This is a genomic window from Pantoea sp. Lu_F5_004 (genome assembly GCF_051136245.1).
Taxonomy (GTDB): Bacteria; Pseudomonadota; Gammaproteobacteria; order Enterobacterales; family Enterobacteriaceae; genus Pantoea; species Pantoea agglomerans.
In genome coordinates this window covers 143,384-169,002 of record NZ_CP194946.1, presented here as the reverse complement: position 1 = coordinate 169,002, position 25,619 = coordinate 143,384, and the positions used below count along the sequence as shown (strand labels likewise).

The 25,619-nt window shown below is 54.5% G+C and carries 28 protein-coding genes; 14 read left to right on the top strand and 14 right to left on the bottom strand.

Annotated features, from left to right (window positions below; translation table 11 throughout):
- Positions 1–260: 260 nt before the first annotated feature.
- Positions 261–1,007 carry a ferredoxin--NADP(+) reductase gene (gene fpr / locus ACR8BN_RS00800; protein WP_033773140.1) on the top strand — a complete coding sequence of 249 codons (747 nt, stop codon included), beginning with the start codon at positions 261–263 and terminating at the stop codon, positions 1,005–1,007.
- Here the strand turns inward: fpr and ACR8BN_RS00795 are convergent.
- Positions 998–1,432: a DUF805 domain-containing protein gene (locus tag ACR8BN_RS00795; protein ID WP_191939579.1), complete on the bottom strand. Its 435-nt coding sequence runs from the start codon at positions 1,430–1,432 to the stop codon at positions 998–1,000. The two genes, fpr and ACR8BN_RS00795, sit on opposite strands and share 10 nt — an antisense overlap.
- 98 nt (positions 1,433–1,530) lie before the next feature.
- On the opposite strand from ACR8BN_RS00795, the gene ACR8BN_RS00790 reads away from it, so the two are divergent.
- Positions 1,531–2,121, top strand: a complete 591-nt coding sequence (locus ACR8BN_RS00790) for a DUF1454 family protein (protein ID WP_022624917.1) — start codon at positions 1,531–1,533, stop codon at positions 2,119–2,121.
- Between the two features lie 120 nt (positions 2,122–2,241).
- Positions 2,242–3,009: a triose-phosphate isomerase gene (tpiA, locus tag ACR8BN_RS00785; RefSeq protein WP_010258199.1), complete on the top strand. Its 768-nt coding sequence runs from the start codon at positions 2,242–2,244 to the stop codon at positions 3,007–3,009.
- Between the two features lie 27 nt (positions 3,010–3,036).
- Here the strand turns inward: tpiA and ACR8BN_RS00780 are convergent, their stop codons facing one another.
- From ACR8BN_RS00780 to cpxP, 6 genes are all read right to left on the bottom strand, one after another.
- The gene (locus ACR8BN_RS00780) at positions 3,037–3,810 is read right to left on the bottom strand and encodes a CDP-diacylglycerol diphosphatase (protein ID WP_434747241.1); all 774 of its coding nucleotides are present in this window, start codon (positions 3,808–3,810) and stop codon (positions 3,037–3,039) included.
- A gap of 161 nt (positions 3,811–3,971) precedes the next feature.
- Positions 3,972–4,961, bottom strand: a complete 990-nt coding sequence (locus ACR8BN_RS00775; protein WP_434747240.1) for a sulfate ABC transporter substrate-binding protein — start codon at positions 4,959–4,961, stop codon at positions 3,972–3,974.
- A 143-nt stretch (positions 4,962–5,104) separates the two neighbouring features.
- The gene (gene pfkA, locus ACR8BN_RS00770; protein ID WP_003851263.1) at positions 5,105–6,067 is read right to left on the bottom strand and encodes a 6-phosphofructokinase; all 963 of its coding nucleotides are present in this window, start codon (positions 6,065–6,067) and stop codon (positions 5,105–5,107) included.
- 207 nt (positions 6,068–6,274) lie between these two features.
- The gene (gene fieF / locus ACR8BN_RS00765; protein ID WP_031591856.1) at positions 6,275–7,177 is read right to left on the bottom strand and encodes a CDF family cation-efflux transporter FieF; all 903 of its coding nucleotides are present in this window, start codon (positions 7,175–7,177) and stop codon (positions 6,275–6,277) included.
- 239 nt (positions 7,178–7,416) lie between these two features.
- Positions 7,417–7,572, bottom strand: coding sequence for a general stress protein (locus ACR8BN_RS00760; protein ID WP_010258211.1), 156 nt, complete (start codon positions 7,570–7,572; stop codon positions 7,417–7,419).
- A gap of 455 nt (positions 7,573–8,027) precedes the next feature.
- A complete protein-coding gene (cpxP, locus tag ACR8BN_RS00755; RefSeq protein WP_010258214.1) occupies positions 8,028–8,537 on the bottom strand; it encodes a cell-envelope stress modulator CpxP in 510 nt (169 codons plus the stop codon).
- 148 nt (positions 8,538–8,685) lie between these two features.
- Here cpxP and cpxR point away from each other — a divergent pair, with 148 nt between their 5' ends.
- Genes cpxR through trmL form a run of 3 tightly spaced genes read left to right on the top strand, consistent with a single transcriptional unit; the run spans position 8,686 to position 11,269 of the window.
- Entirely contained in the window at positions 8,686–9,384 is a 699-nt protein-coding gene (gene cpxR / locus ACR8BN_RS00750) for an envelope stress response regulator transcription factor CpxR (RefSeq protein WP_009088062.1), read from the top strand.
- Positions 9,381–10,760 (top strand): envelope stress sensor histidine kinase CpxA, encoded by a 1,380-nt coding sequence (gene cpxA / locus ACR8BN_RS00745; protein ID WP_010258221.1) that lies wholly within the window; start codon positions 9,381–9,383, stop codon positions 10,758–10,760. The genes cpxR and cpxA overlap by 4 nt, the downstream gene beginning before the upstream one ends.
- Before the next feature lie 35 nt (positions 10,761–10,795).
- A complete protein-coding gene (gene trmL, locus ACR8BN_RS00740) occupies positions 10,796–11,269 on the top strand; it encodes a tRNA (uridine(34)/cytosine(34)/5-carboxymethylaminomethyluridine(34)-2'-O)-methyltransferase TrmL (RefSeq protein WP_010258223.1) in 474 nt (157 codons plus the stop codon).
- On the opposite strand, the gene cysE is transcribed toward trmL, so the two are convergent.
- The 5 genes from cysE to ACR8BN_RS00715 all read right to left on the bottom strand — a co-directional run bounded on the left by cysE (position 11,266) and on the right by ACR8BN_RS00715 (position 14,386).
- Positions 11,266–12,087, bottom strand: a complete 822-nt coding sequence (gene cysE / locus ACR8BN_RS00735; protein ID WP_010258225.1) for a serine O-acetyltransferase — start codon at positions 12,085–12,087, stop codon at positions 11,266–11,268. The two genes, trmL and cysE, sit on opposite strands and share 4 nt — an antisense overlap.
- A 68-nt stretch (positions 12,088–12,155) precedes the next feature.
- Entirely contained in the window at positions 12,156–13,172 is a 1,017-nt protein-coding gene (gene gpsA / locus ACR8BN_RS00730) for an NAD(P)H-dependent glycerol-3-phosphate dehydrogenase (RefSeq protein ID WP_031591863.1), read from the bottom strand.
- The gene (secB, locus tag ACR8BN_RS00725) at positions 13,172–13,642 is read right to left on the bottom strand and encodes a protein-export chaperone SecB (protein WP_010258229.1); all 471 of its coding nucleotides are present in this window, start codon (positions 13,640–13,642) and stop codon (positions 13,172–13,174) included. The genes gpsA and secB overlap by 1 nt, the downstream gene beginning before the upstream one ends.
- A gap of 38 nt (positions 13,643–13,680) precedes the next feature.
- Positions 13,681–13,935: a glutaredoxin 3 gene (gene grxC / locus ACR8BN_RS00720; RefSeq protein ID WP_010258231.1), complete on the bottom strand. Its 255-nt coding sequence runs from the start codon at positions 13,933–13,935 to the stop codon at positions 13,681–13,683.
- Between the two features lie 19 nt (positions 13,936–13,954).
- Entirely contained in the window at positions 13,955–14,386 is a 432-nt protein-coding gene (locus tag ACR8BN_RS00715; protein WP_109653815.1) for a rhodanese-like domain-containing protein, read from the bottom strand.
- Positions 14,387–14,638: 252 nt separating this feature from the next.
- Between ACR8BN_RS00715 and envC the strand changes: the two genes are divergently transcribed.
- The 4 genes from envC to ACR8BN_RS00695 all read left to right on the top strand — a co-directional run bounded on the left by envC (position 14,639) and on the right by ACR8BN_RS00695 (position 19,081).
- Positions 14,639–15,940 carry a murein hydrolase activator EnvC gene (envC, locus tag ACR8BN_RS00710; protein ID WP_064703044.1) on the top strand — a complete coding sequence of 434 codons (1,302 nt, stop codon included), beginning with the start codon at positions 14,639–14,641 and terminating at the stop codon, positions 15,938–15,940.
- Between the two features lie 3 nt (positions 15,941–15,943).
- Positions 15,944–16,846 carry a divergent polysaccharide deacetylase family protein gene (locus ACR8BN_RS00705; RefSeq protein ID WP_115764416.1) on the top strand — a complete coding sequence of 301 codons (903 nt, stop codon included), beginning with the start codon at positions 15,944–15,946 and terminating at the stop codon, positions 16,844–16,846.
- Between the two features lie 104 nt (positions 16,847–16,950).
- Positions 16,951–18,177 carry a glycosyltransferase gene (locus tag ACR8BN_RS00700; RefSeq protein WP_424998134.1) on the top strand — a complete coding sequence of 409 codons (1,227 nt, stop codon included), beginning with the start codon at positions 16,951–16,953 and terminating at the stop codon, positions 18,175–18,177.
- Complete coding sequence (locus tag ACR8BN_RS00695; RefSeq protein WP_109653817.1) at positions 18,170–19,081, top strand: hypothetical protein; 912 nt, start codon at positions 18,170–18,172, stop codon at positions 19,079–19,081. Before ACR8BN_RS00700 ends, ACR8BN_RS00695 begins: the two co-directional genes overlap by 8 nt.
- Before the next feature lie 28 nt (positions 19,082–19,109).
- Here the strand turns inward: ACR8BN_RS00695 and tdh are convergent, their stop codons facing one another.
- Positions 19,110–20,138, bottom strand: a complete 1,029-nt coding sequence (gene tdh / locus ACR8BN_RS00690) for an L-threonine 3-dehydrogenase (RefSeq protein ID WP_031591867.1) — start codon at positions 20,136–20,138, stop codon at positions 19,110–19,112.
- 10 nt (positions 20,139–20,148) lie between these two features.
- Positions 20,149–21,345, bottom strand: coding sequence for a glycine C-acetyltransferase (locus ACR8BN_RS00685; RefSeq protein ID WP_163638445.1), 1,197 nt, complete (start codon positions 21,343–21,345; stop codon positions 20,149–20,151).
- Between the two features lie 230 nt (positions 21,346–21,575).
- Here ACR8BN_RS00685 and rfaD point away from each other — a divergent pair, with 230 nt between their 5' ends.
- Genes rfaD through ACR8BN_RS00665 form a run of 4 tightly spaced genes read left to right on the top strand, consistent with a single transcriptional unit; the run spans position 21,576 to position 25,619 of the window.
- Entirely contained in the window at positions 21,576–22,508 is a 933-nt protein-coding gene (gene rfaD, locus ACR8BN_RS00680) for an ADP-glyceromanno-heptose 6-epimerase (RefSeq protein WP_010258257.1), read from the top strand.
- Positions 22,509–22,525: 17 nt separating this feature from the next.
- Entirely contained in the window at positions 22,526–23,581 is a 1,056-nt protein-coding gene (gene rfaF / locus ACR8BN_RS00675) for an ADP-heptose--LPS heptosyltransferase RfaF (RefSeq protein WP_010258260.1), read from the top strand.
- Complete coding sequence (rfaC, locus tag ACR8BN_RS00670; protein ID WP_010258262.1) at positions 23,569–24,546, top strand: lipopolysaccharide heptosyltransferase RfaC; 978 nt, start codon at positions 23,569–23,571, stop codon at positions 24,544–24,546. Before rfaF ends, rfaC begins: the two co-directional genes overlap by 13 nt.
- Positions 24,543–25,619 (top strand): glycosyltransferase family 9 protein, encoded by a 1,077-nt coding sequence (locus tag ACR8BN_RS00665; RefSeq protein ID WP_434747239.1) that lies wholly within the window; start codon positions 24,543–24,545, stop codon positions 25,617–25,619. Before rfaC ends, ACR8BN_RS00665 begins: the two co-directional genes overlap by 4 nt.

Sequence of the window (25,619 nt, the reverse complement as noted above, 5' to 3'; positions counted from 1 at the left end):
TTCTTTCTGTGAAAGGAAGTTAAAACAGCGGTTCACCCGCCAGTCATCTTGTTATGGCGGGCAAAATATCAGGATTAGATGACAAAGCGAGAGGTGAGCGAAAAGGTCCCGGCTTGCGCCTGTCAAGTTTATGGGCCAGCCTGTAAAGACAAAGCAACAGTTTGTCGATTAGAGCCTTTGCCCCGGCGCAGGCTGGCAATCTCACCGGGCAGCCGCGAAAATAGTGACCTGCCTGAATAATCAACAACCAGGGAGTGATTATGGCTGAGTGGGTCAATGCTGAAGTAAAGGAAGTAAAAAACTGGACGGATGCGCTGTTCAGTCTCCGGGTAAAAGCGCCCATCGATCCCTTTATCGCCGGGCAATTTGCCAAGCTGGCACTGGAAATCGACGGTGAGCGGGTACAGCGCGCTTACTCTTACGTCAATGCGCCGAAAGATGATCTGCTGGAGTTTTACCTGGTCACCGTGCCAGAGGGCAAACTGAGTCCGCATCTGCAGGCACTTCAGCCTGGCGATCAGGTGATGGTCACCAAAGAAGCGGCAGGATTCTTTGTGCTGGATGAAGTCCCTGAGTGCAAAACCTTATGGATGCTGGCAACCGGCACCGCTATTGGCCCCTACCTGTCGATGCTACAGCAGGGCGAAGGTCTGGATCGCTTTGAAAACATCGTGCTGGTTCATGCTGCACGCTATGCAGCCGACCTGAGCTTTTTGCCGCTGATGCAGCAGCTGCAACAACATTATCAAGGCAAGCTGCACATCCAGACGGTGGTGAGTCGCGAAGAGATCGCCGGTTCGCTGACTGGCCGGGTCCCGGCGCTGATCGAAAACGGTGAGCTGGAGCGCGCCACCGGGTTAAGCCTGGATGCTGACAGCAGCCATGTGATGCTGTGCGGCAACCCGCAGATGGTGCGTGATACCCAGCAATTACTGAAAGAGACGCGCGAGATGCGCAAGCACCTGAAGCGCAAGCCGGGCCATATCACCAGCGAACATTACTGGTGAGCCGTTTGCCGGTATCGCACCGGCTGAGTCGCGGTACCAAACCGGTTAGCGCCGGCGGTACCGCGAAAGAGACCGAGATCGAGCAGCAGGCCAGCCAGTAACATAAACGGAATGGCGCGACCCAACAGCCAGGGCAGTATGCCGTCCAGCATGCTCCAGTTCCCTGCCACCAGTAGCCAGGCAACAATCACCAGAAATCCCCAGTAGCCGCGGCGATTACGATCGTGCAACCGTTTAACGATAACCGCGCTGGCGGGCCATAGCAGGCAGACCACGCCAAAGGCCGCCATCTGAGTATCAAGCCAGTCGTTAGCCGCTAACGCGAATAACAGGGTTGTTGTCAGCAACCAGACCGCCTGCCAGATCCAGAAATCACGTCGTCCCAGCCGGCCGCGCCAGGAAAAACACCATTGTTGTAACGTCATGCATTATCATCCAGAGAGAAGAGAACCGCTGCGGTTTTGACCTCGCGGATAAAAACCGTTTTAATTTGCGCCTGAGTTTACGGGTTAGGATCGACAAAATGAAGAATTTGCCTGGCGCACTGCTGTTATCGTTTGCGCTGACGGTTCCGGTCTTTGCCGCCGATCCGCCACCGCAGGATCGGGCCGATGCGTTGCCCACCGCCCCCTATCTGCTGGCGGGCGCCCCCACCTTTGATATGACTATCGGCCAGTTCCGCGAAAAGTATAATCAGGCCAACGGGGCGCTGATGCTGCCGGAATATCGCGCCATTGATAATCGGGGTGACAAAAGCACCCTGACGCGCGCCGCCAGCAAAATCAATGAAACTCTCTATGCGTCTACCGCGCTGGAGCCCGGTACCGGCAAAATTAAGACGCTGCAGATTACCTGGCTACCGTTGCCAGGCCCGGATCAGAACGCCTCACAGCAAAAAGCGCTGGCCTACATGACCGCCATGTTGCGCTTCTTTGTACCGGGACTGAGCGCCGATGAAGGACGTAAAAAGCTGGAGGGTTTGCTGAAGCAAGGTAAGGATTTACCCTACTTTGCGCAGGTCGAGGGCGCGTTGCGTTTTGTGGTGGCTGACAACGGCGACAAGGGGCTGACCTTCGCCGTTGAGCCGGTCAAACTGGCGCTCGCCAGCCCCTGATGATGAGGCCGAAAATGACGAAAAGCAAAGCCATCGCTACATTTGATCTCTATACTGTCTGGCAGACAACGCTGCCAGCTGGCAGCGATTTTTCATGTATCGCTTTATGCGGAGGATAGAATGCGACATCCACTGGTTATGGGTAACTGGAAGTTGAATGGCAGCAAGCAGATCACAGCTGAACTGATCGCCGGTCTGCGCAAGGAACTGTCTGGCGTTGAGGGTTGTGGCGTCGCCATTGCACCGCCAGCTCTCTATCTCGAGCAGGCAAAACACGCCATCTCCGGTAGCCACATCGCACTGGGTGCGCAGAACGTAGACGTTAACCTGTCTGGTGCGTTTACCGGTGAAGTTTCCGCAGAGATGCTGAAAGATATCGGCGCGAAATATATCATTATCGGTCACTCAGAGCGCCGCACTTACCACAAAGAGAGCGACGAATTCATCGCGAAGAAATACGCGGTGCTGAAGTCAGTGGGCCTGGTACCGGTGCTGTGCATTGGTGAAACCGAAGCGGAAAACGAAGCGGGTAAAACCGAAGAAGTCTGCGCTCGTCAGCTGGATGCCGTTCTGGAAACTCAGGGCGCCGAAGCGTTTAAAGATGCGGTCATCGCGTATGAGCCAGTCTGGGCCATCGGTACCGGCAAATCTGCCACCCCTGCTCAGGCACAGGCCGTTCATAAATTCATTCGTGATCATATCGCGAAGAAAGATGCGGCTATCGCAGAACAGGTCATCATCCAGTACGGTGGCTCAGTTAACGATAAAAATGCAGCTGAGCTCTTCACCCAGCCCGACATTGATGGCGCGCTGGTTGGCGGTGCCTCACTGAAAGCGGACGCTTTCGCTGTGATCGTTAAAGCTGCAGCGGCTGCAAAAAGCGCCTAAGCAGTAAACGTACCGATTAAAGGCGGCTTAAGCCGCCTTTTTTATGGGCGCTATCAGCTGACAGGCGTGATCCTGTACCTCCTCCGCCGAACCGCTGTTCAGCAGCAGCCAGTTTCGCTCTATCGCCATCAGCACCAGTCGTCCATCACTTAATTCAGCCAGTGCCAGCCCATATTTCCCCATCTCGCTGCGTGCCTCTGGCCGCTCATCGGCCAGTCGGATAAACGCACTCTGCCGGGTCAGCTCGTCCGGGGTCAATGCACGCAGCCAGTAGCGGTGCTTACGCAGCGTGATGCTCTGCCACCGCCCGCTAAGCTGTGGCGTCAGCTGATCAAGCTGCTGACGCACATCGGGTCGCAGGCAGGAAATATGAATATGGAGCTGGTTCTGCGTGCGGCCATGCTGTGAATTGATAGCCAGTGACAGGACCCGATCATCAATAGGTGAGCCGTGTCGCTGCGCAAGCAGAGTCCGCTCATTCCAGGCAAGGGCAAAGTAGTTGGGCGTAGCGGATTGCAGTAACCCCGGGCTTTCGATGCCGGTGATCCTGTCGATCGGGATCAGCAGATACTGCAACGGCCCGTGCATATCTTTCAGCATGGCATAGCGATGCCGCTGATCGACGCGCTGACAGGGCGCAGGTTCTCCACCACTCTGCTGGTGAGGCAGACATTTCTCGCTGACGATCTGCCACAATGCATCACTGTTCTTTTTGAAATGCAGTGCGGCAGCCAGCATCCCCGCAATGACCAGTACCAGCAGAACCGCAACCAGGCGGGTTGCACGACGATGTGTCGGCATAACAACGCTTCCTGAATGGCTTAGCAGCCTGCATCCTCGCCTGGCGAGAAAAAAATGTCACGGGGAATTCTGGCAGATAACCCAGCGGCTGGGCGGAGAAGAGAAAAACCGGGATGGTAGAGGATAAGCGGTCAGCGCAGGGATGCGCTGACCGCAACGCATTACGGTTTCATGACCTGGTCATAGCTGCCGCCATCGGCGAAGTGAGCTTTCTGAGCCTGTGTCCAGCCACCAAACTTGTCCTTAATGGTAAACAGCTTCACTGGCGCAAAGGTGCTGGCGAATTTCTTCGCAATTTCAGCATCACGCGGACGGTAGTAGTTCTGTGCAGCGATAGTCTGGCCTTCTGGCGAGTAGAGGTATTTCAGATAAGCGTCGGCGACTTTACGCGTCCCCTTTTCATCTACCACTTTATCGACCACCGACACGGTCGGTTCAGCCAGAATCGATTCGCTCGGGGTGACAATCTCGAACTTGTCTTTGCCCAGCTTGTTAACCGCCAGATACGCTTCGTTTTCCCAGGCGATCAGCACATCACCAATCCCGCGCTCAACGAAGGTATTGGTTGCGCCGCGTGCGCCGGAATCCTGCACTTCAACGTTTTTAAACAGCGCTCTGACGTAAGCCAGCGCTTTGGCCTGATCGCCGTTGTTATGATCCAGCGCCCAGCCCCAGGCCGCCAGATAGTTCCAGCGTGCGCCGCCGGACGTTTTCGGGTTAGGGGTAATAACAGATACGCCTGGCTTCGTCAGGTCGCTCCAGTCATGGATGCCTTTAGGATTATCTTTACGAACCAGGAAGACAATGGTCGAGGTGTAGGGCGCAGAGTTGTCCGGCAGACGCTGAATCCAGTTTTTATCAATACGACCGCGTTCTGCAATGGCATCAACATCCGATTGCAACGCCAGTGTGACCACATCCGCCCGAATGCCGTTAATCACGGAGGTCGCCTGCTTACCGGAACCGCCATGCGACTGACGGACCACGACATTATCGCCGATTTCCTGTTTGTAGTGCGCACTGAACGCTTTGTTGTACTGTTCGTACAGCTCACGCGTTGGATCGTAGGAAACGTTTAACAGCTGAATGTCTTTCGCCAGAACGCTGGTTGAGGCCAGCAACAGGGTAACGCCGATACTCCACTTGTTCATTACGCACTCTCCCAATATCGTTATGGGCTAAGCGTGACATAAACCAATACAGAGCTAAAAGAATTAAAAATAAGCTGTTATAACCATGGGGAATATAGAGGCGGGATGCCGGGGCGCGCCAGGTCGCACACCCCGAAGAAGAATTAATAGAGTTTTTTCGCGGTGTCGAGCCAGTCGCGTTTGAACGGACGCTTCATATTTTCAATGGCGTCGACGATGTCGTGATGCACCATCTTCTCGTTCTGAATACCGACGCAACGGCCGCCGTAACCCTGCATCAGCAGTTCAATGGAGTAGGCACCCATGCGTGAAGCCAGAATACGGTCATACGCACAAGGTGCACCGCCACGCTGAATGTGGCCCAGAACGGTAGAACGGGTTTCACGCTTGGTTTCTGTTTCGATGAAACGCGCCAGATCGTCGATATCGCAGATGTGCTCAGTAATCGCCACGATAGCGTGCTTTTTACCTTTGGCGATGCCCGCTTTGATTTCCGCTACCAGCTCTTCACGGGTATACGGGAACTCAGGCAGTACGATGAACTCACAGCCACCGGCAATGGCGGCCGCCAGTGTCAGATCGCCACAGTAGCGACCCATCACTTCCACAATCGAAATACGCTGATGCGATGAAGAGGTATCACGCAGGCGGTCAATCGCTTCAACCACAGTTTCCAGCGCAGTGAAATAACCGATAGTGTAATCCGTTCCGGCAACGTCGTTATCGATGGTGCCTGGCAGACCAATGCACGGGAAGCCCATTTCAGTCAGGCGCTTAGCCCCCATGTAGGAACCGTCACCACCAATAACAACCAGCGCATCGATGCCGCGCTTTTTCATGTTCTCAATGGCAACCTGACGCACATCTTCATTACGGAACTCAGGGAAGCGAGCTGAGCCCAGGAAAGTGCCGCCGCGGTTAATCATGTCTGAAACGCTGTAGCGATCAAGATTGATCATGCGATCTTCGTACAATCCCAGGTAACCGTCATAGATCCCAAAAACTTCCAGTCCTTCACTCAGCGCGGAACGCACCACGCCACGAATAGCTGCGTTCATGCCTGGGGCGTCACCGCCGCTGGTTAATACACCAATTTTTTTGATCATGACAACCTCTGGATTGTTCAAAACTAAGGGTTAATCCTGCCTGTCGATCGCTGCTGAAGCTCATTTTACGACTCGCGCGACACGTGATGGCAGATAGTATATCAAAGGCTTGCTGCTGAATTGATTCAGGTCAGACAACTTTTCACTATTTTTTGCAGCAATGTTAGCGTTACGTCATCCCTGCCGTATCGATTTGATTCATTTAAGTTAAAAACCTAAAGAATCCTTTCTCTCGAACGGTACCACAGAACAGGGATCCTGATGGATAATTACGTCTGACCCGGGAAATTCTTTGCGTAACGCCTTCTCAACCTGATCGGCTACCCGATGCGCCTGCACCAGTGGCAGCTGATCTTCCAGTTCCAGATGCAGCTGAATAAATTTGGTCGGCCCGGACTGACGGGTTCGCAGATCGTGAACGCCCTGCACCTGCGGCCAGTTTGTCGCAAGCGTCAGGATTTGCTGCCGTTCCTCTTCCGGTAACGCGCGATCCAGCAATGACTGAACCGCCTCGTAGCCCATACGCAGTGCGCTGTAGAGAATAAAAATACCAATGCCCAGCGCGAACAGGGCATCCGCGCGGGCAAAGCCGTAGCTGCTCAGCACCAGCGCAATCAAAATAGCGCCATTCATGATGACATCGGACTGATAGTGCAGCATGTCAGCCCGGATCGCCTGGCTGCGGGTTTTACGAACCACCCATCGCTGAAAGGCCACCAGTACCAGCGTTGAGCTCAGCGCCACCACGGTTACTACAATACCGACGCCGGGCGCCCGCAACTCATTGGGCGTCGCCAGATGCTGCAGGCCGGTCAGAAACAGAAACAGCGCCGAGCCAGAAATAAACATACTTTGCGCCAGCGCTGCCAGCGACTCCGCTTTGCCGTGCCCGAAAGTATGATCCTCGTCGGCAGGCTGCAGCGCATAACGCACCACCAGCAGATTGGTCAGCGAGGCGGCGATATCCACCAGTGAATCCACCAGAGAGGCCAGTAAACTCACCGAACCGGTGTACCACCAGGCAAAAATTTTCACGAGCAACAGCACAGACGCAAGAATGGTCGCGCCGAGCGCAGCACGCTTTACCAGTCTGCCATAAGAGGGTTGCATGCCAGATTCCCTGTGCGGCATCAGTGATGATGCGCAACAAAATGAATGAATGGCTCAAGTTTAACATCGGGAGGCGGGCACTGCTTAGCGAGTCGTTCAACGGATCGGACTCTTTTGGAAAAGCGCGACAGGCACAAAAAAACAAGCCCCGGCCTCTGTGGGAGGACGGGGCAAAGTGCCATACACATCAGTACCAGGCCACATTCAGGCCCTGATCTGGGCTGAGAAAGGGGCGACGACTACTTTTTGCCGCCTTTTTTCCCGGCTTCTGATGCTTTTTCACGATCGTTTTTGAAATTTCCGCCGCCGCTACTCTGACCGCCTTTCTTACCGGCTTCAGACGCTTTTTGCGGATTATCTGCGAAATTACCTGAACCACCACGATGCTCTGCCATAACTTACTCCGTTAATAGATTCATTCAGGACTACATAATGTGGTTGCTGCTCCCTGAGACTTCGCAAAGACACTTAACTTCCCTGCAGTGACAGGATTAAGTGTAGAGGGTGCGCCTGAACCGGCAAGCGTAACGCGGGGGATTTATCTCATTGAAAAATATAATTAAAGTTTTCTATGCCTGCCTGTAATTCATTCACTTTCAGTGAGTTATAATATTTAACAGGCGGTAAAACCCTTACCGGTACGCTTAAATTTAAGTCATGACCTGAATAGTAAAGAATCGGCGAGACTTATCCATTAAAGCTCAACAAGCGCTAATCAAACAGGGGTTTTATTGCGTGGTGATGATTCCAGTCAAAATAAAAAAAGTGAAAAAAAGGTAAAAAAAACCCCCACCATCATGGCGGGGGAAGACAGGGATGTGTCTATGGCAAGGAAAACAGGGATACTATGTTACTGGTTACTGCTGGTACTACTCACTGCCTGCAGCGATGACGCTGACTGCAAATTCGAAAACTGTCGCAGCTCATTAAGCCGCCGCTGGTAATTCTGCTGTAACGCCGACTGCTGGGCTGGCGTTAGCAGCTGGAACATTTGATTCTGTACGCGCGCCATCTCGACCTGCTGTTCAACCTGAACTCTGGCGATCACTTCCGCCTTCTCGCGGATGGCCGCTTCGTTAAACTGGTCTGCAGTCACTAACTCATGTAGTGCTGCGATATCGTCAATATGGACGACCGGGCGCTCATGTCGGGCCTGTTGCATCAGGTCTCGCATCTGCTGACGTTGCTCTTCAGTCAGCTCGATGCCATCGAACATGTGGCTTTGCGGATTTTGCGTCATACTGCCTGTCGGCAATCCGCCATGATGCATCTCGTCAATCGTCGTCGCATCTTTAGCACCTGCGCTGGCGACACTCAGAGCCATCGCTGAGGCAAGGACGACGGCGGTTAATTTGCGCATCGTGTACTCCAGTTCGTTCCGTTTTGCGATTCAACGAGAGCCAGTGTACGGCGACAGCTGCAAACATCCGTCAGGGGGTGTAAAACTACGTAAAGCGATGGATAGGTGCGCCAGGAACACGGTATTTTGCCTGCGGAGGGCTACAAAAATGAATAAAATCCTGTTGGTAGATGACGATCGCGAATTAACTTCGCTTTTAAAAGAACTGTTAGAAATGGAAGGGTTTGAAGTGGTGGTAGCCAGCGATGGTGAACAAGCGCTGAACCTGCTCGATAACTCAATTGATTTGCTTTTACTGGATGTCATGATGCCGAAGAAAAACGGTATCGACACCCTGAAAGAACTGCGTCAGCAACATCAAACCCCCGTCATCATGCTAACGGCGCGCGGCAGCGAGCTGGATCGCGTACTGGGCCTCGAACTGGGCGCAGATGACTATCTGCCTAAGCCGTTTAACGATCGTGAACTGGTGGCGCGTATCCGCGCTATTCTGCGGCGCTCAAACTGGAGTGAACAGCAGCAGCAACACGACAATAGCTCGCCCACGCTGGAAGTGGACTGCCTGCGTCTCAATCCCGGCCGTCAGGAGGCCAGTTTCGATGATGTCACGCTGGATTTGACCGGCACGGAATTCACCCTGCTCTATCTGCTGGCGCAGCATCTGGGCCAGGTGGTGTCGCGTGAGCATCTGAGTCAGGAAGTGCTGGGCAAACGCCTGACGCCTTTTGACCGCGCTATTGATATGCATATCTCCAATCTGCGTCGCAAGCTGCCTGAACGCCGTGACGGCCATCCCTGGTTCAAAACCTTACGTGGCCGCGGCTATCTGATGGTTTCGGCATCATGATTGGAAGTCTGACCACCCGTATCTTCGCCATCTTCTGGTTGACGCTGGCGCTGGTGTTGATGCTGGTGCTAATGGTGCCCAAGCTCGATTCACGACAGATGACCTCGCTGCTGGAAAGTGAACAGCGGCAGGGCATCATGATTGAGCAACACGTCGAAGCAGAGCTGTCACAGGATCCCCCTAACGATCTGATGTGGTGGCGTCGTCTGTTTCGGGCAGTGGAGAAGTGGGCACCGCCGGGTCAGCGGCTGCTGTTAGTGACCAGTGAAGGTCGGGTGATCGGCGCGCAACATAACGAAATGCAGGTTATCCGCAATTTTATCGGCCAGTCTGACAATGCCGATCATCCGCAGAAGAAGAAATATGGTCGTGTTGAGCTGGTAGGGCCTTTCGCCGTTCGGGATGGCGAAGATAACTACCAGCTTTACATGATTCGTCCCGCCAACAGTTCCCAGCTCGATTTCGTCAATCTGCTGTTTGACCGTCCCCTGTTACTGCTTATCGTCACCATGCTCATCAGCTCACCACTGCTGCTCTGGCTGGCCTGGAGCCTGGCTCGTCCGGCACGTAAGCTGAAATATGCTGCCGACGAAGTCGCAAGCGGAAACCTGCGTCAGCATCCGGAACTGGAATCGGGCCCACAGGAGTTTCTGGCGGCGGGTTCCAGCTTTAACCAGATGGTCAGTGCGCTGGAGCGGATGATGACCGGTCAGCAACGTCTGTTATCGGATATCAGCCATGAGCTTCGTACCCCGCTCACCCGTCTGCAACTGGCTACCGCGCTGCTGCGTCGGCGTCAGGGTGAAGGCAAAGAGCTGGGCCGCATTGAGATGGAAGCACAGCGTCTTGATGGCATGATTAACGATCTGCTGGTGCTGTCGCGCACCCAGCATAAAAATGCGCTGGTCAGCGAAGCGATGAAGGCGAATCAGTTGTGGAATGGGGTGCTGGAAGATGCCCGCTTCGAAGCGGAGCAGATGGGCAAGAAGATGGATATTCCCTATCCGCCTGGCCCGTGGCCGCTTTATGGTAACCCCCATGCGCTGGAGAGTGCGCTGGAAAATATCGTACGCAATGCGCTGCGCTATTCACACACCCATATCAGCGTCAGCTTCTCCGTCGATATTTCCGGCATCACGGTACATGTTGATGACGATGGACCTGGCGTGAGTCCGGAAGATCGTGAACAGATTTTCCGGCCTTTCTACCGTACCGATGAAGCACGCGATCGCGAATCCGGCGGCACCGGTCTTGGCCTGGCGATTGTTGAAACGGCAGTGCAGCAACATCGCGGCTGGGTTAAAGCGGATGACAGCCCATTGGGCGGCCTGCGTCTGACCCTCTGGTTGCCGCTCTACTCCTCCGCTCGTCAATAATTTGTTATGCTTCGGCCCCTGTCATCGGGGGCCTTATGCTTAACATTGTCTTGTTTGAACCAGAAATTCCGCCGAATACCGGCAATATCATCCGCCTGTGTGCCAATACTGGCTTTCAGCTTCATCTGATTCAGCCGCTTGGTTTTGCCTGGGATGACAAGCGTTTACGCCGCGCCGGGCTGGATTACCACGAATTCACTGCCATTAAATTCCACGCCGACTATCAGGCATTTATCGCCTCAGAGTCGCCTGAGCGTCTGTTTGCGCTGACGACCAAAGGTACGCCCGCACACAGTGCCGTAGCGTACCAGGCTGGCGATTATCTGCTGTTTGGCCCGGAGAGCCGTGGTCTTCCGGCTGAGATCTTAGCGGCGCTACCGGCTCAGCAGAAAATCCGTATCCCGATGAAAGCGGAAAGCCGCAGTATGAATTTGTCGAACGCCGTTTCGGTGGTGGTCTATGAAGCCTGGCGCCAGCTTGATTATGCGGGCGCGCTGATTAAAGACTAGATGCCGTCGCCAAACTGAAAACCCGCCAGGCTGCCATTAAAGTGCTGATCCATATCCATCGACGGCTTTTCACTGCCTGGCTTACCGACGATTCGCGCGGGTACGCCTGCTGCGGTGGTGTGCGGCGGCACGGGCTGTAACACCACGGATCCGGCACCGATTTTGGCTCCCTTGCCAACTTCAATATTGCCCAGGACTTTCGCACCGGCACCAATCATCACCCCTTCACGGATTTTCGGGTGACGATCGCCGCTGGTTTTGCCGGTTCCGCCCAGCGTAACCGATTGCAGGATCGAGACATCATTCTCAACCACGGCGGTTTCACCAATCACAATGCCTGTGGCATGGTCGAGCATGATGCCGTGGCCTATGTTGGCGGCGGGATGAATATCGACGGCAAAGGAGACGGAGATTTCATTCTGCAGATAAACCGCCAGCGCGCGCCGGCCTTCATTCCACAGCCAGTGGCCAATGCGGTAGGCCTGTAAGGCGTGAAAACCTTTGAGGTAGAGCAGCGGCGTGGAGTATTTATCGACTGCCGGGTCACGCTGGCGCACCGCCTGAATATCGTACGCCGCTGACATAATCATCGACGGATCTTCACGGTAGGCTTCTTCGACGATTTCACGAATGGCGATGGCGGGCATAATCGGGTTAGCCAGCTTGTTGGCCAGCATATAACTCAGTGCGCTACCGAGATTTTCATGCTTGAGCAATGTCGCGTGGAAGAAGCTGGCCAGCATCGGCTCACAATCAGCCAGGGCGCGCGCTTCTGCTTTGATATTATTCCAGACCAGTTCTAACTCATCAGACGACATTGCTGTTTTCTCCCGATAAAAAAAGCGCCTGAATGGGCGCTGCAGGTGATGATGCTACGCGTCCTGCGTTAGCCAGTGCTGTTTTCGTCCTTCCTTGTTCGTCCCAGCAGACTCAATGCTGCATCTCTCGCCGGCTTTTCGCAATACAGCACCTGATAAATCTGCTCGGTGATCGGCATTTCCACACCAAAACGGGCAGCCAATGCTTTGACTTCTTTGGTGTTTCTGTAGCCTTCTACTACTTGTCCGATAATGCGTTGCGCGCTATCTACATCCTCGCCCTGGCCCAGCATCATGCCAAAACGACGGTTACGTGACTGATTATCGGTACAGGTCAGCACCAGATCGCCCAGACCCGCCATCCCCATAAAGGTGGTGGGATCGGCACCCAGCGCGGCGCCCAGCCGGCTCATTTCAGCCAGACCACGGGTGATCAGTGCGGTACGCGCATTCGCGCCAAAACCAATTCCGTCAGAGATCCCGGCACCAATAGCAATCACGTTTTTTACCGCACCGCCCAGCTGTACGCCGATGAAGTCAGGGTTGTTATAAACGCGGAAGCTCTTACCGCAGTGCAGCTTCTGCTGCAGATCCTCAGCAAACTGCGCATCCGTTGCGGCCAGCGCGATAGCCGTCGGTAATCCGGCTGCCAGCTCTTTCGCAAAAGTCGGTCCGGAGATTACAGCCAGCGGAATGTCATCGCCGACAATTTCCCGCGCCACATCCTGCAGCAGACGGCCGGTCTCTTTTTCCAGCCCTTTGGTCGCCCAGACAATACGCGAGTCGGATCGCAGATGAGGCTTGATCTGCTGCAGTACCTCGCCAAAGACATGACTCGGCACCACAACCAATAAATCGCGGCTGGCAGCAATAGCTTTGGTCAGATCAGGTTCAAGGGAAAGATTGTCGGGGAACGGGACATCAGGCAGGAAAGCGGTGTTGCAGCGGTCACTCTGAAGTTGCGCCAGATGCGCCGGGTTATGTCCCCACAACAGCACCGGATGGCCGTTGCGGGCCAGCGTAATCGCCAAAGCGGTGCCGTATGAACCGGCACCGATGACGCTAATCGAAGCGTGAGTTGTCATCAGGCATCCTGATGTGGTTCAGCACCTTCTTCACCTTGCTGCTGCTGCAGGTAGTTCATGAACAGCGCATCAAAGTTAACCGGTGCCAGGTTCAGCTGCGGGAAGGTACCACGTGATACCAGGCTGGTAATGCATTCGCGTGCGTACGGGAACAGGATGTTCGGGCAGTATGCGCCCAGGCAGTGTGCCATCTGCGTTCCTTCGATACCGCTGATGGTGAAAATACCGGCCTGCTGAACTTCACACAGGAAAGCGGTTTCTTCGCCCACGGTGGCGGTTACAGTCACACGAAGTACCACTTCGTAAACTTCGTCAGCCAGCTGAGAAGATGCAGTGTCCAGATCCAGTTTAACGTCCGGTTCCCACTCTTTCTGGAAAACCTGTGGTGCATTTGGCGCTTCAAAAGAGATGTCTTTGGTGAATACGCGCTGAATCTGGAATTGCATTTCGTTGGTGTTATGTTCTGACATGTGACCAAATCCTATGTATGAGATTGTCCGGCGTAAAATTACGCCTGCAGTAAGGGATCTAAACCTTCGCGATTATCGAGTGCGAATAAGTCGTCGCAGCCACCAATGTGCTGCGCATCAATAAAAATCTGAGGCACGGTGGTGCGGCCGCTACGCTTGATCATCTCTTCGCGTTTCGCCATGTCTCCATCAATGGGGATCTCCTGAAACGATACGCCTTTTTGCGTTAACAGCGCCTTCGCCCGATGACAGTAAGGGCAAGTCGCCTTGGTATACACTTCAACATTTGCCATGATCAGCACCTCTGTATGATTATTTGCCGCGAACTAACGGCAGATTTTCGCCGCTCCAGCCACTGATACCATCTTTCAGCACTGAAACCTGCTCAAAGCCGGCCGCGCTGAGATGCGCAGCAGAATCACCCGCGCTTTGTCCGGTTGCACACACCACAATTATGGGCTGCGCTTTATGCTTTGCCAGTTCGTCGATGTTGCCTTTTTTAATCTCAGCGGCTGCGACATTCAGCGCACCTGAAATATGACCTCTGCGGAAATCGTCGCGCGAACGCACGTCTACAACTACCGCGTCCTCTTTATTAATCAGGCGGGTTGCTTCACCGCGACTGATCGTTTTTACCTTAGAGAACATTCCTTTAACGGTAGTCACAATCACCAGAACGAGTAAAACGACCCATGCCAGACTCAGGATGGGGTGATTGCTTGCAAACTGCATAATTTCTTGCATGAGGGGTAACGACTCCAGACCGGGCTAATAAGCTAAAACAAGGGTTCTGAGTATACCTGCGCCACTTCGCATGTACAGATGCTATGCGGCCAGAGTATCGATTTGTGCTTCATTTTCCAAAAAAAGTGGCTGAATAGCAAAAATGGCGTAAGGCTTAATCCATGTCATTGTGAAAGTGGACATAACTGGAAAAGCAAATGCCAGTGGGGAGCACTGGTAAGCGGCGGTTCATCGTGGAATAATCATTGGCCTATGAAGGGAAAAACAACCGTTTCGCACACAAGGACCCGTCCCAACGGCGATAACCTGCCGTTGTTCACACACTTGTCCAGCCTCTCCCTTAGCCTGCTTTGTGCGGGGGCACTGTTATTGCCTGCGGCCGCCGTTAGTGCAGAAGACAGCAAATCTCAGTTGCAATCTATTCAGCAAAACATCGCTGAAAAAGAGAAAAGCGTTAAAGCGCAAAAGCTTCAGCGCAGCAAATTACTGGATCAGTTGCAGAGCCAGGAAAAAATCATCGCTCAGGCGAGCCGTCAGTTGCGTGACACCCGCAATAGCCTCAACGCCCTGAATGACGAAATCAAACAGCTTGCCACCTCCATCGCCCGCCTTGAAAAACAGCAAACCCAACAGGAAAACCTGCTTTCAGAGCAGCTTGATGCGGCGTTTCGTCAGGGTAAGCACAACGGTGTACAGCTGTTGATGGGCGGTGAAGAGAGCCAGCGCAGCGAGCGTATTCTGGCCTATTTCGGCTATCTGAATGCTGCGCGCCAGAAAAATATCGAATCGCTGCAACAGACGCGTCAGGATTTGGCTCAGCAACGCGCCACGCTGGAGCAGAAGCAACAGCAGCAGAAAGGCTTATTAGCGCAGCAGCAGGGCCAGCAGCAGAAGCTGCAACAGGCGAGCGAAGCGCGGAAAAAAACCCTGACGAAACTGGAAAGCGCGCTGGAAAAAGATCAGGCCGATCTGGTCGAGATGCGTCAGAACGAAAGCCGTCTGCAGGATAAGATTGCCCGTGCGGAACGCGAGGCGCGCGAGCGCGCCGCCCGTGAAGCGCGTGAGGCGGAAAAAGTGCGTCAGCGTCAGGCGCAGGCGAAAGCCAAAGGCTCCAGCTATCAGCCGACCCAGAGCGAACGCGAACTGGTGGCGCGCACCGGTGGACTTGGTCGTGCCGGCGGGCAGGCCTTGTGGCCGGTACGCGGACGCATTGAACATCGCTTTGGTGAACAGCTGCAGGGTGAACTGCGCTGGAAAGGACTGGTGATTGATGCGCGCGAAGGTACCGAGGTGAAAGCTATCGCCGATGGCCGCGTGCTGATGGCCGACTGGTTACAGGGTTACGGCCTGGTGGTCGTGCTGGAACATGGTAAAGGCGATATGAGCCTGTATGGCTATAACCAAAGTGCGCTGGTGAGCGTGGGTACGCAGGTGAAGGCAGGACAGCCTATCGCACTGGTGGGCACCAGTGGTGGCCGCGGTACCCCGTCGCTCTATTTTGAAATCCGACGTCAGGGACAGGCCGTCAATCCACTCCCGTGGTTAGGAAAATAGGTTTTGCTGCAACTTCGAAAAATCCCCGTTCTGTTGAGCGCCCTGCTGTTCAGCTACGCTGCGCAGGCGGGCAAACTGGCCATTGTCATCGATGACGTAGGCTATCGACCTGCCGAAGAGAACAAGGTCCTGCAGATGCCGCAGGCCATTTCTGTGGCGGTTTTACCCAACGCGCCACATGCCCGTGAAATGGCCACCAAAGCGCACCAGAGTGGTCACGAAGTGTTGATCCATCTGCCCATGGCGCCGCTGAGCAAACAGCCGCTGGAAAAAGATACCTTAACGCCGGAGATGAGTAGCGAAGAGGTTACCCGCATCATGCGCAATGCGGTTAACAACGTGCCTTATGCCGTAGGTCTGAACAACCATATGGGCAGCAGGATGACCTCCAGCCTGCCCGGCATGCAGAAAGTGATGCAGGCGCTGAACCACTATAATCTCTACTTTCTGGATAGCATGACCATCGCTAACAGTCAGGCTGTTCCTGCCGCACAGGGCACCCAGGTCAGGGTATTAAAACGCCGGGTATTTCTGGATGACAGCCAGGATATTAATGCCATCCGCCAGCAGTTCAGTCGGGCGGTGAAACTGGCGCAGCGCGACGGTTACGCCATTGCTATTGGTCATCCCCACCCTAACACCGTGCGGGTGCTGCAGCAGATGTTACCCACATTGCCAGCCGACGTTACGCTGGTTCGCCCCAGTCAGTTGCTGAACGAATCACTCCGCAGCGGCTCACGGACACCTGTGGCGCCGGCAAAACCGGCGACACCGCGCTTCCAGCCCGCTGGCCTGTGTAAACCGAAACAGCCGCTGGCGCCGGTTCCTGCCACCCGAGCCTTAACGGTAATAGCGGAAAGTGTGAATAACAGTCCGCTGTTTAACACGCTAAAAAATCTGTTCTGAATTTGCTATGAATGCTAAGTGTTCAGCTTAGCGTTCATTTATACGCAGAAATTACTATAATCCTCGGTCGGGCGATAACGTGCTGTGCAGGAACAGTGATAGGGATGACGATTAAACAAAAAATCCTGCTGCTGGATAACGGCAGAGAGTGGGGCGGCGGCACCAACAGTATGCTGGAGCTGTTGAAGCGTATCGATCGTCAAAAGTTTGATATCACCTGCTGCTTCTATCACAACTACAGCCGTGGCAACGACGAAACCATTGAGGCCACGCTGAATGCGCTGGCTATCCCGGTCTTTTTTATTCCGCAAATCAGGCAGCCACGCTGGGCAAAGTTTGTTAAAGAAGTCGCGCGGGCACTGCTGTTTTTTAATAAAAAGCTCAAGAAGCGCGCCATCGATCAGATTGATACACACTGGCGCATTATGCCCAATGCCAGCAAAATCAATTCACTGCTGCAGCTGGGGAAGTTTGACACGCTTTATATGAATAACCAGCCCAGCACCAATGTGGAAGGTTATCTGGCGGCGCGCAGCCTGGATGTTGCGGTAGTGCAACACTGCCGTATCGATCCGGTTCTGGAACCGCGGCTGGTCAGCATGGTCAATCAGGATTGCCAGGCGATCATTGCCGTGTCACAGGGCGTGAATAACACCCTGCGCAGCCACGGTGTTGATGCGGAACGCTGTTTTACCGTCAATAACGCTATCGACATCCACCAGCCTCTGCCCGACCGCCTTGAAGTACGCCAGCGCTTTAAACTCTCCCCTTCGACCTTTGTGTTCGGCACGATTGGCTCGCTGATATTGCGTAAATCTAATCACCATATTCTGCAGGCACTGGGCCGTTTTAAACGCGCTAATCCCGATGCCGACTGGAAGATGGTGGTGGTCGGAGCGGGTCCGGAACTTCAGCATCTGCTGCAACTCGCTACCGCAGAGAACATCCAGCAGCACGTGGTCTTTACCGGCTTTCAGAACAACGCGCTGGATTACCTCACTGCCTTTGATGCGTTTATTCTTGCCTCACGCAGTGAGGGCTTACCAAGGGTTGTGCTGGAGGCGATGCTGGTGAATACCGCCGTAGTGGGATCCCGCGTGGTCGGTACTGCCGAATTGATCAGTCATGACGAAACCGGGCTGCTGTTTGATTATGGCAACGTGGTGCAACTGACCCAGCATCTGACCGCACTGTGGCAGGATGCGGATTTACGTCAACGCCTGATCAATGCGGCAGCGAAACGCGTACGTGAACAGTACGCTATTGAAACTTATATCAGCGGCGTCGAGAATATTTTACAAAGCGTCGTGAAAAAGAAACCTCATGCTTAATTTTTTAAATCCCCGTTATCGCCATATCAGGGCGAGTCATAACCTGCCTTATTCGCAGAAAGAGGTTCAGGGTACTGTACCGGTCACTTCTGTCGTGATCCCCTGCACCGGCGCGGACTATATCGAAGAAGCCCTGCTCAGTGCCGATTTTGCGGCGCGCTTTGCGACAGAGGCTGAAGAGATCGTAATTGTCAGCGATCAGCCGGCTCACGCCTTTGGCAGCCTGCCAGTAAAAACCCGTGTCGCTACGCTGGATGTCCCGCATCGGGAAGAGAGTTATCGCTACAAGCAGATCTATCGCAGTCGTTTGATTAAATTGCAGGCGCCCTTACAGGCTAAAGGCGACGGCATTCTGATGATCGATTCCGACCTCAATCTGCTTAAGATGCCGGAGATCATGATGAAGCCCGGCCATCTCTATTCCAGTTTTCGTCAGGGGAAAATGATTGCCAAGCTGGCTGATGCGCCGGAAGAGGCGATTCCCGCCTACTACCCGCACAGTATCCGGCCCTGGCTGGTGGATCACGTGAATGGGGCTTACCTGGCCGCCACCCGTGATGTCTGGCAGCGCATTTCGCCGCTGTGGCTGACGCTGTTTAATGATACCTGGAATTTAATGAACGACAGCCAGCCGCCTACTGACCAGCTGCCGCTGGCGGTATTGCTGGACATGCTGGATATTAAAACCGTCAATCTGGGCGAATGGGCTAACTGGCCGGTCTCAAAGAAAATTGGCGGTCAGTCGGCGGTGATCCCGCCTGAAGTGGTAGGCGCACATGGCGGCTTTCCGCTGTCGGAATGGCAAAAATACCTCGCCGATCCGCAACAGCCGCTGAACTTCAAAGGCCAGGACTACACGCGCAAAGTGCGCTACCTGACCGATGAAGAGAAAAAACAAAGCTAATCATACGGCCGCTCTGGCGGCCGCTGTTTTAATCCCAGCTCAGTATCACTTTTCCCGAGCGTCCTGAACGCATCTCATCAAAGCCCTGCTGGAAATCGTCGATTCCATAGCGATGGGTAATAACCGGCGTTAAATCAAGCCCGGACTGGATCAGCGCCGCCATTTTATACCAGGTTTCAAACATCTCCCGGCCATAAATGCCCTTGATAAAAAGCCCTTTGAAGATCACCTGATTCCAGTCGATCGCCATTTCACCCGGCGGGATGCCCAGCAGTGCAATCCGCCCCCCGTGATTCATTACCTCCAGCAATGAACGGAAGGCAGGTGGTGCACCAGACATCTCCAGCCCGACATCGAATCCTTCTGTCATGCCCAGCGAGTGCATCACGTCTCGCAGATCCTCATTCGCCACATTCACCGCGCGCGTGACGCCCATTTTGCGCGCCAGTGCCAGACGATACTCATTGATGTCCGTGATCACCACGTTGCGTGCGCCGACATGGCGACAGACCGCGGCGGCCATGATGCCGATAGGACCCGCGCCGGATATCAGCACATCCTCACCCACCAGATCGAACGATAGCGCGGTATGCACGGCGTTGCCGAACGGATCAAAGATTGCCGCCAGCTCATCGGAAATGTTGTCGGGAATTTTGAACGCATTGAAGGCCGGGATAACCAGATACTCCGCAAAACAGCCCTGGCGGTTAACACCTACACCCATTGTGTTACGGCATAAATGCGTTCGCCCGGCACGGCAATTGCGGCAATGTCCGCAGGTAATGTGCCCCTCGCCCGAGACCCGATCGCCAATCGTAAAGCCTTTCACTTCCTGTCCTATCGCAACCACTTCCCCCACATATTCATGACCGACAATCATCGGTACCGGAATGGTTTTGCGCGACCAGTCATCCCAGTTGTAGATATGGACATCGGTACCGCAGATGGCGGTTTTACGAATCTTAATCAGCAAATCGTTGTGGCCCGGCTCCGGAACCGGCGCATCGGTCACCATCCAGATGCCCGTTTCCTTCTTCAGTTTGGCGAGTGCTTTCATGACGGTCTCCTCAGGCGATAACGCCCAGTTGTTTGCCGATACGGGTAAAGGCCGCCACCGCACGTTCCAGCTGTTGCTGGGTATGCGCCGCAGAGATTTGGGTGCGAATACGTGCCTGTCCTTTTGGCACCACCGGATAGAAGAAGCCGGTAACGTAGATGCCTTCCTGTTGCAGCAGGCGGGCGAACTCCTGGGCGACGCTGGCTTCACCCAGCATTACCGGGATAATGGCGTGATCGGCTCCCGCCAGCGTAAAGCCCGCCGCCGTCATCTGCTCCCGAAAGTAACGGGCGTTGTCCCACAGACGCTGACGCAGCCCGTCGCCTTCGCTGAGCAGATCCAGCACCCGCAGCGAGGCGGCAACAATGGCCGGGGCCAGCGAGTTAGAGAACAGATAGGGACGGGAACGCTGGCGCAGCCACTCCACCACTTCTGCTTTTGCTGCGGTGTAGCCACCGGAGGCGCCACCCAGCGCTTTACCCAGCGTGCCGGTAATGATGTCGACCCGGCCCATCACATCGCAATATTCATGGGTTCCGCGTCCGGCGTTCCCGACAAAGCCCACCGCATGGGAATCATCCACCATCACCAGCGCAGAAAACTCATCGGCCAGATCGCAGATAGCGGGCAGATTCGCAATCACCCCATCCATTGAGAAGACCCCATCGGTGGCGATCAAAATATGACGCGCGCCTTTATCGCGCGCTTCCTGCAGACAGGCGCGCAGCTGCGCCATATCGTTATTGGCATAGCGGTAACGCTGCGCTTTGCACAGCCGGACGCCATCGATGATGGAAGCGTGGTTCAGCGCATCAGAGATGACGGCATCCTGCGCATCGAGCAGGGTTTCAAACAGGCCGCCATTGGCATCGAAACAGGAGGAGTAAAGAATGGCATCCTCCATGCCGAGAAAGTCTGCCAGCCGCTTTTCCAGCTGCTTATGACTATCCTGCGTGCCGCAAATAAAGCGCACCGACGCCATGCCAAAACCATACGAATCCATCCCCTCTTTCGCCGCCTGAATCAGCGCCGGATGGTTCGCTAAACCTAAGTAGTTATTGGCGCAGAAGTTAATCACCGCCGGATTATCGCCAACCGCGATCTCCGTCTGCTGGGCAGAGGTGATGATCCGCTCCTGTTTAAACAGTCCTTCCTGACGTGCATCATCAAGTTGCTGACGAAGTTGTTGATAAAATTGCGCAGGCATCATTGCTCTCCTCAGATGGCAAAAATCTGGCATATCTTACTGAACAGGCCGCTTCTTCACGATAAATCGCCCAACAGAATGTCATTTTTGCAGCATAGTTCACGCCGCAAGGATGTACGCATAAAGCGTTACAGAGTCATCTGGCTGTCTGCACCCTGATGAAATGTTATGATGTGAGATATTCGTGTGTGAAACCTCCTGTTTCACCCCACAACGTTGAAGGTAACAACATGATTATCGTAACTGGCGGCGCAGGAATGATTGGCAGCAACATTGTCAAAGCGCTGAACGATCGCGGTCACACCGACATTCTGGTGGTGGATAATCTGAAGGATGGCACCAAGTTTGCCAATTTAGTCGACCTGGATATCGTCGATTACATGGACAAAGAAGAGTTCCTGATGAGCGTGATGGCGGGCGATGATTTAGGCCCGATCGAAGCGGTGTTCCATCAGGGCGCCTGCTCCTCCACCACCGAGTGGGATGGCAAGTACATGATGGAAAACAACTATCAGTACTCCAAAGAGCTGCTGCACTTCTGTCTTGAGCGCGAGATCCCGTTCCTCTACGCTTCTTCCGCAGCGACCTACGGCGGACGCAATGAGAATTTCATTGAAGAGCGTCAGTATGAGCAGCCGCTTAATGTTTATGGCTACTCCAAGATGCTGTTCGACCATTACGTCCGTCAGATGCTGCCGGAAGCGAACTCGCCGGTATGCGGCTTCCGCTATTTCAATGTCTATGGACCGCGTGAAGGCCACAAGGGCAGCATGGCAAGCGTTGCCTTCCATCTGAACACGCAGATCAGCAACGATGAAAATCCAAAACTGTTTGAAGGCAGCGACGGCTTTAAACGTGATTTCATCCACGTTGATGATGTTGCGGAAGTGAACCTGTGGTGCTGGGAAAATGGCGTCTCCGGGATTTACAACTGTGGCACAGGCCGCGCCGAGTCCTTCCAGGAAGTGGCTGACGCAGTACTGAAGTTCCACCAGAAAGGTCAGATCGAGTACATCCCGTTCCCGGAAAAGCTCAAAGGACGGTACCAGGCCTATACTCAGGCCGATCTCACTAAATTGCGTGCCGCTGGCTACGACAAGCCATTTAAAACGGTGGCGCAGGGCGTCGCTGACTATATGGTCTGGCTGAACCGTAACGCATAAAGGAAGCTGCTCCGGCGATGAAAATTCTGGTAATCGGCCCGTCGTGGGTCGGCGATATGATGATGTCGCAAAGTCTCTATCGCACCCTCAAGGCCGAACATCCCGATGCGGTGATTGACGTGATGGCACCTGCATGGTGCCGTCCGTTGTTGTCACGCATGCCGGAGGTGAATCAGGCGCTGGCGATGCCGCTTGGGCATGGCGCGCTGGAAATCGGTGAGCGTCGCCGGTTGGGCAAAGTGCTGCGCGCCAGTCACTACGACCGTGCTTATGTGCTGCCTAACTCTTTCAAGTCGGCGCTGGTCCCCTTCTTTGCCGGAATAAAACGCCGCGTCGGCTGGCGCGGTGAAATGCGCTATGGCCTGCTGAATGATTTGCGGGTGCTGGATAAAGCCGCGTTTCCGCTGATGGTTGAGCGCTACGTTGCGCTGGGCTACGACACACCTGTTGCGTCGGCGGCGCAGCTGCCACAGCCGCTGTTGTGGCCAAAACTGCAGGTTGAAGAGCAGGAAAAAATTGAAACGGCCGCACAGTTTCAGCTCGCCGCGACCCGTCCGGTCATCGGTTTTTGTCCGGGTGCTGAATTTGGTCCGGCCAAACGCTGGCCGCACTATCACTACGCCACGCTGGCCCGCCAGTTGATTGCTGAAGGCTTTCAGATCGTGCTGTTTGGCTCCGCCAAAGATCGCCCGACCGGCGAAGAGATTATCGCTGCGCTGCCCGAAGAGGCGCGTGGCCACTGCCGTAATCTGGCGGGTGAAACTCAGCTGGAACAGGCGGTGATTTTGCTGGCGCAATGCCGTGCCGTGGTCAGCAACGACTCCGGCCTGATGCATATCGCCGCGGCGCTGGATCGTCCACTGGTGGCGCTCTATGGACCAAGCAGCCCTGACTTTACGCCGCCGCTGGCAAAGCAGGCGCGAATTATTCGCCTGATTACCGGCTATCACAAAGTGCGCAAAGGCGATGCCGAACAGGGCTATCACCAGAGCCTGATCGATATTCAGCCTGAACGTGTACATCAGACGCTGAGCGAACTGCTCGCGCCACAGGAGGTGCCATGCACGTCCTGATTGTTAAAACTTCATCAATGGGCGATGTGCTGCATTCGCTCCCGGCACTGACCGATGCAATGCATGCCATTCCCGGCATCCGTTTCGACTGGGTAGTGGAAGAGAATTTCGCACAGATCCCTGGCTGGCATCCCGCAGTAGATAAAGTGTTACCGGTCGCGATTCGCCGCTGGCGCAAACACTGGTTTGGCAGTCAGCAGCGTGAAGAGCGCGTGCTGTTTAAGCGCGCGTTACAGTCACGTGAGTACGATATCGTGATTGATGCACAGGGCCTGATCAAAAGTGCCGCGCTGGTCACCCGCTTATCGAAAGGGGTGAAACATGGGCAGGACAGCCGTAGCGCGCGTGAGCCGTTCGCCAGCTGGTGGTATGACATCCGCCATGAGGTCAGTAAGCGACAGCACGCGGTTGAGCGGACGCGCGAACTGTTCGCCAAAAGCCTGGGCTATGAAAAGCCGCAAAGTCAGGGTGACTACGCGATTGCCGGACACTTCCTGCATCATCTGCCCGCTGACGCACATCATTACCTGGTCTTTCTGCATGCCACGACACGTGACAACAAGCACTGGCCGGAATCACACTGGCGACAGCTGATTGAGCAGATGCAGCCCAGCGGGTTGCGGGTGAAATTGCCCTGGGGTGCTGAGCATGAGCATCAGCGTGCGCAGCGCCTTGCAGAAGGATTTGAGCATGTCGATGTGCTGCCTAAGCTGACGCTGGAAGCGATAGCACAACAGCTGGCGGGCGCACGCGCGGTGGTCTCAGTGGATACAGGATTGAGCCATCTGACGGCGGCACTGGATCGCCCCAACCTCACGCTGTATGGTCCAACCGATCCTGGATTGATTGGCGGTTACGGGCAGAACCAACAGGCACTGAGCGCCCCGAATCATAATCTGGCAGAGCTGACTGCTGACACGGTGGCAGAGAAACTGCGGGCCGTTATTACGGAAAACATGCCATGAACTATGTGCTGATCTACCTGCTGTTGCTGCCTTTCCGGGCCATAATGCGGCTGTTTTACCGGCCAACCGGACGCAGCCTGATCATCCAGACAGCAAAGATTGGTGATTTTATTAATATCACCCCGATGCTGCGCGCACTGGGTCAGTCTGAGTTGCTGATCAGCAAAGCGGTGGAGCCGCTGGCGCGTCACGATGACACGGTCAGCCGCTATTTTCTGATTGAAGAGGCGAAGCGCAACTTTTTTGCCAAACTGAACCTCGCGTTCACTCTGATGAACCGCTATGACAACGTCTATCTGGTGCAGCCAAACAGCGTGAACCTGTTTTTCGCCGCGCTCTGCAACGCACCGAACAAGCAGTTTCTGCGCACCTATGTGCGTAAGTCCTACCATAAGACCTTCTATCGCAGCGCCAGCGGTATTGTCGACCACACCAAAACGGATTTAACGCTCGACAGCTACCTGAAGCTGATTAATCGAGACTACCGCTACACCGATTTCCCCAAGCATGCGACCTCTCCGCTCTGGCAGCCGCCTGCGCCGCCCGCCGCGCTGGTTAATCCGCGCAGCGGTATTAAAATTGGCATCAGTATTTCTGCCGGTAACCGGGCTAAAACCATTCCCGCCAGCATCTGGCAGCAGCTGATGGCGTCGCTTGCTGACCTGCCCTGTACCTTTTATGTGTTTGGCCCACCGGCTGAGCAGCCGTGGCTGGATGAGTTACTGAGCCTGACCGGCCCGAAAGACAATATCGTCAGTCTGATTGGTGAGCTAAAACTGGAAGAGGTTCCGTGGGCCATTGCACAGATGGATTTCTACATCTCCTCTGACTCTGGCAATGCTTATATTGCAGATGCGCAGCAGATACCGGTGATCGTGCTTTATGGCCCGTGTGATATCAGAGAACAGCGCCCGGTCCATAATGCACTGTTTATCGGACCGGATAATATTGCTGCGTCGTCGTTCATTTTTGCCGCTCCTTATACGTTTGATCAGCCTGCTGAAAAATTATTCGGGCTGGATCACGATAAACTGACTAGAATACAAACGTTTATTACTCATAATCTGGAATAG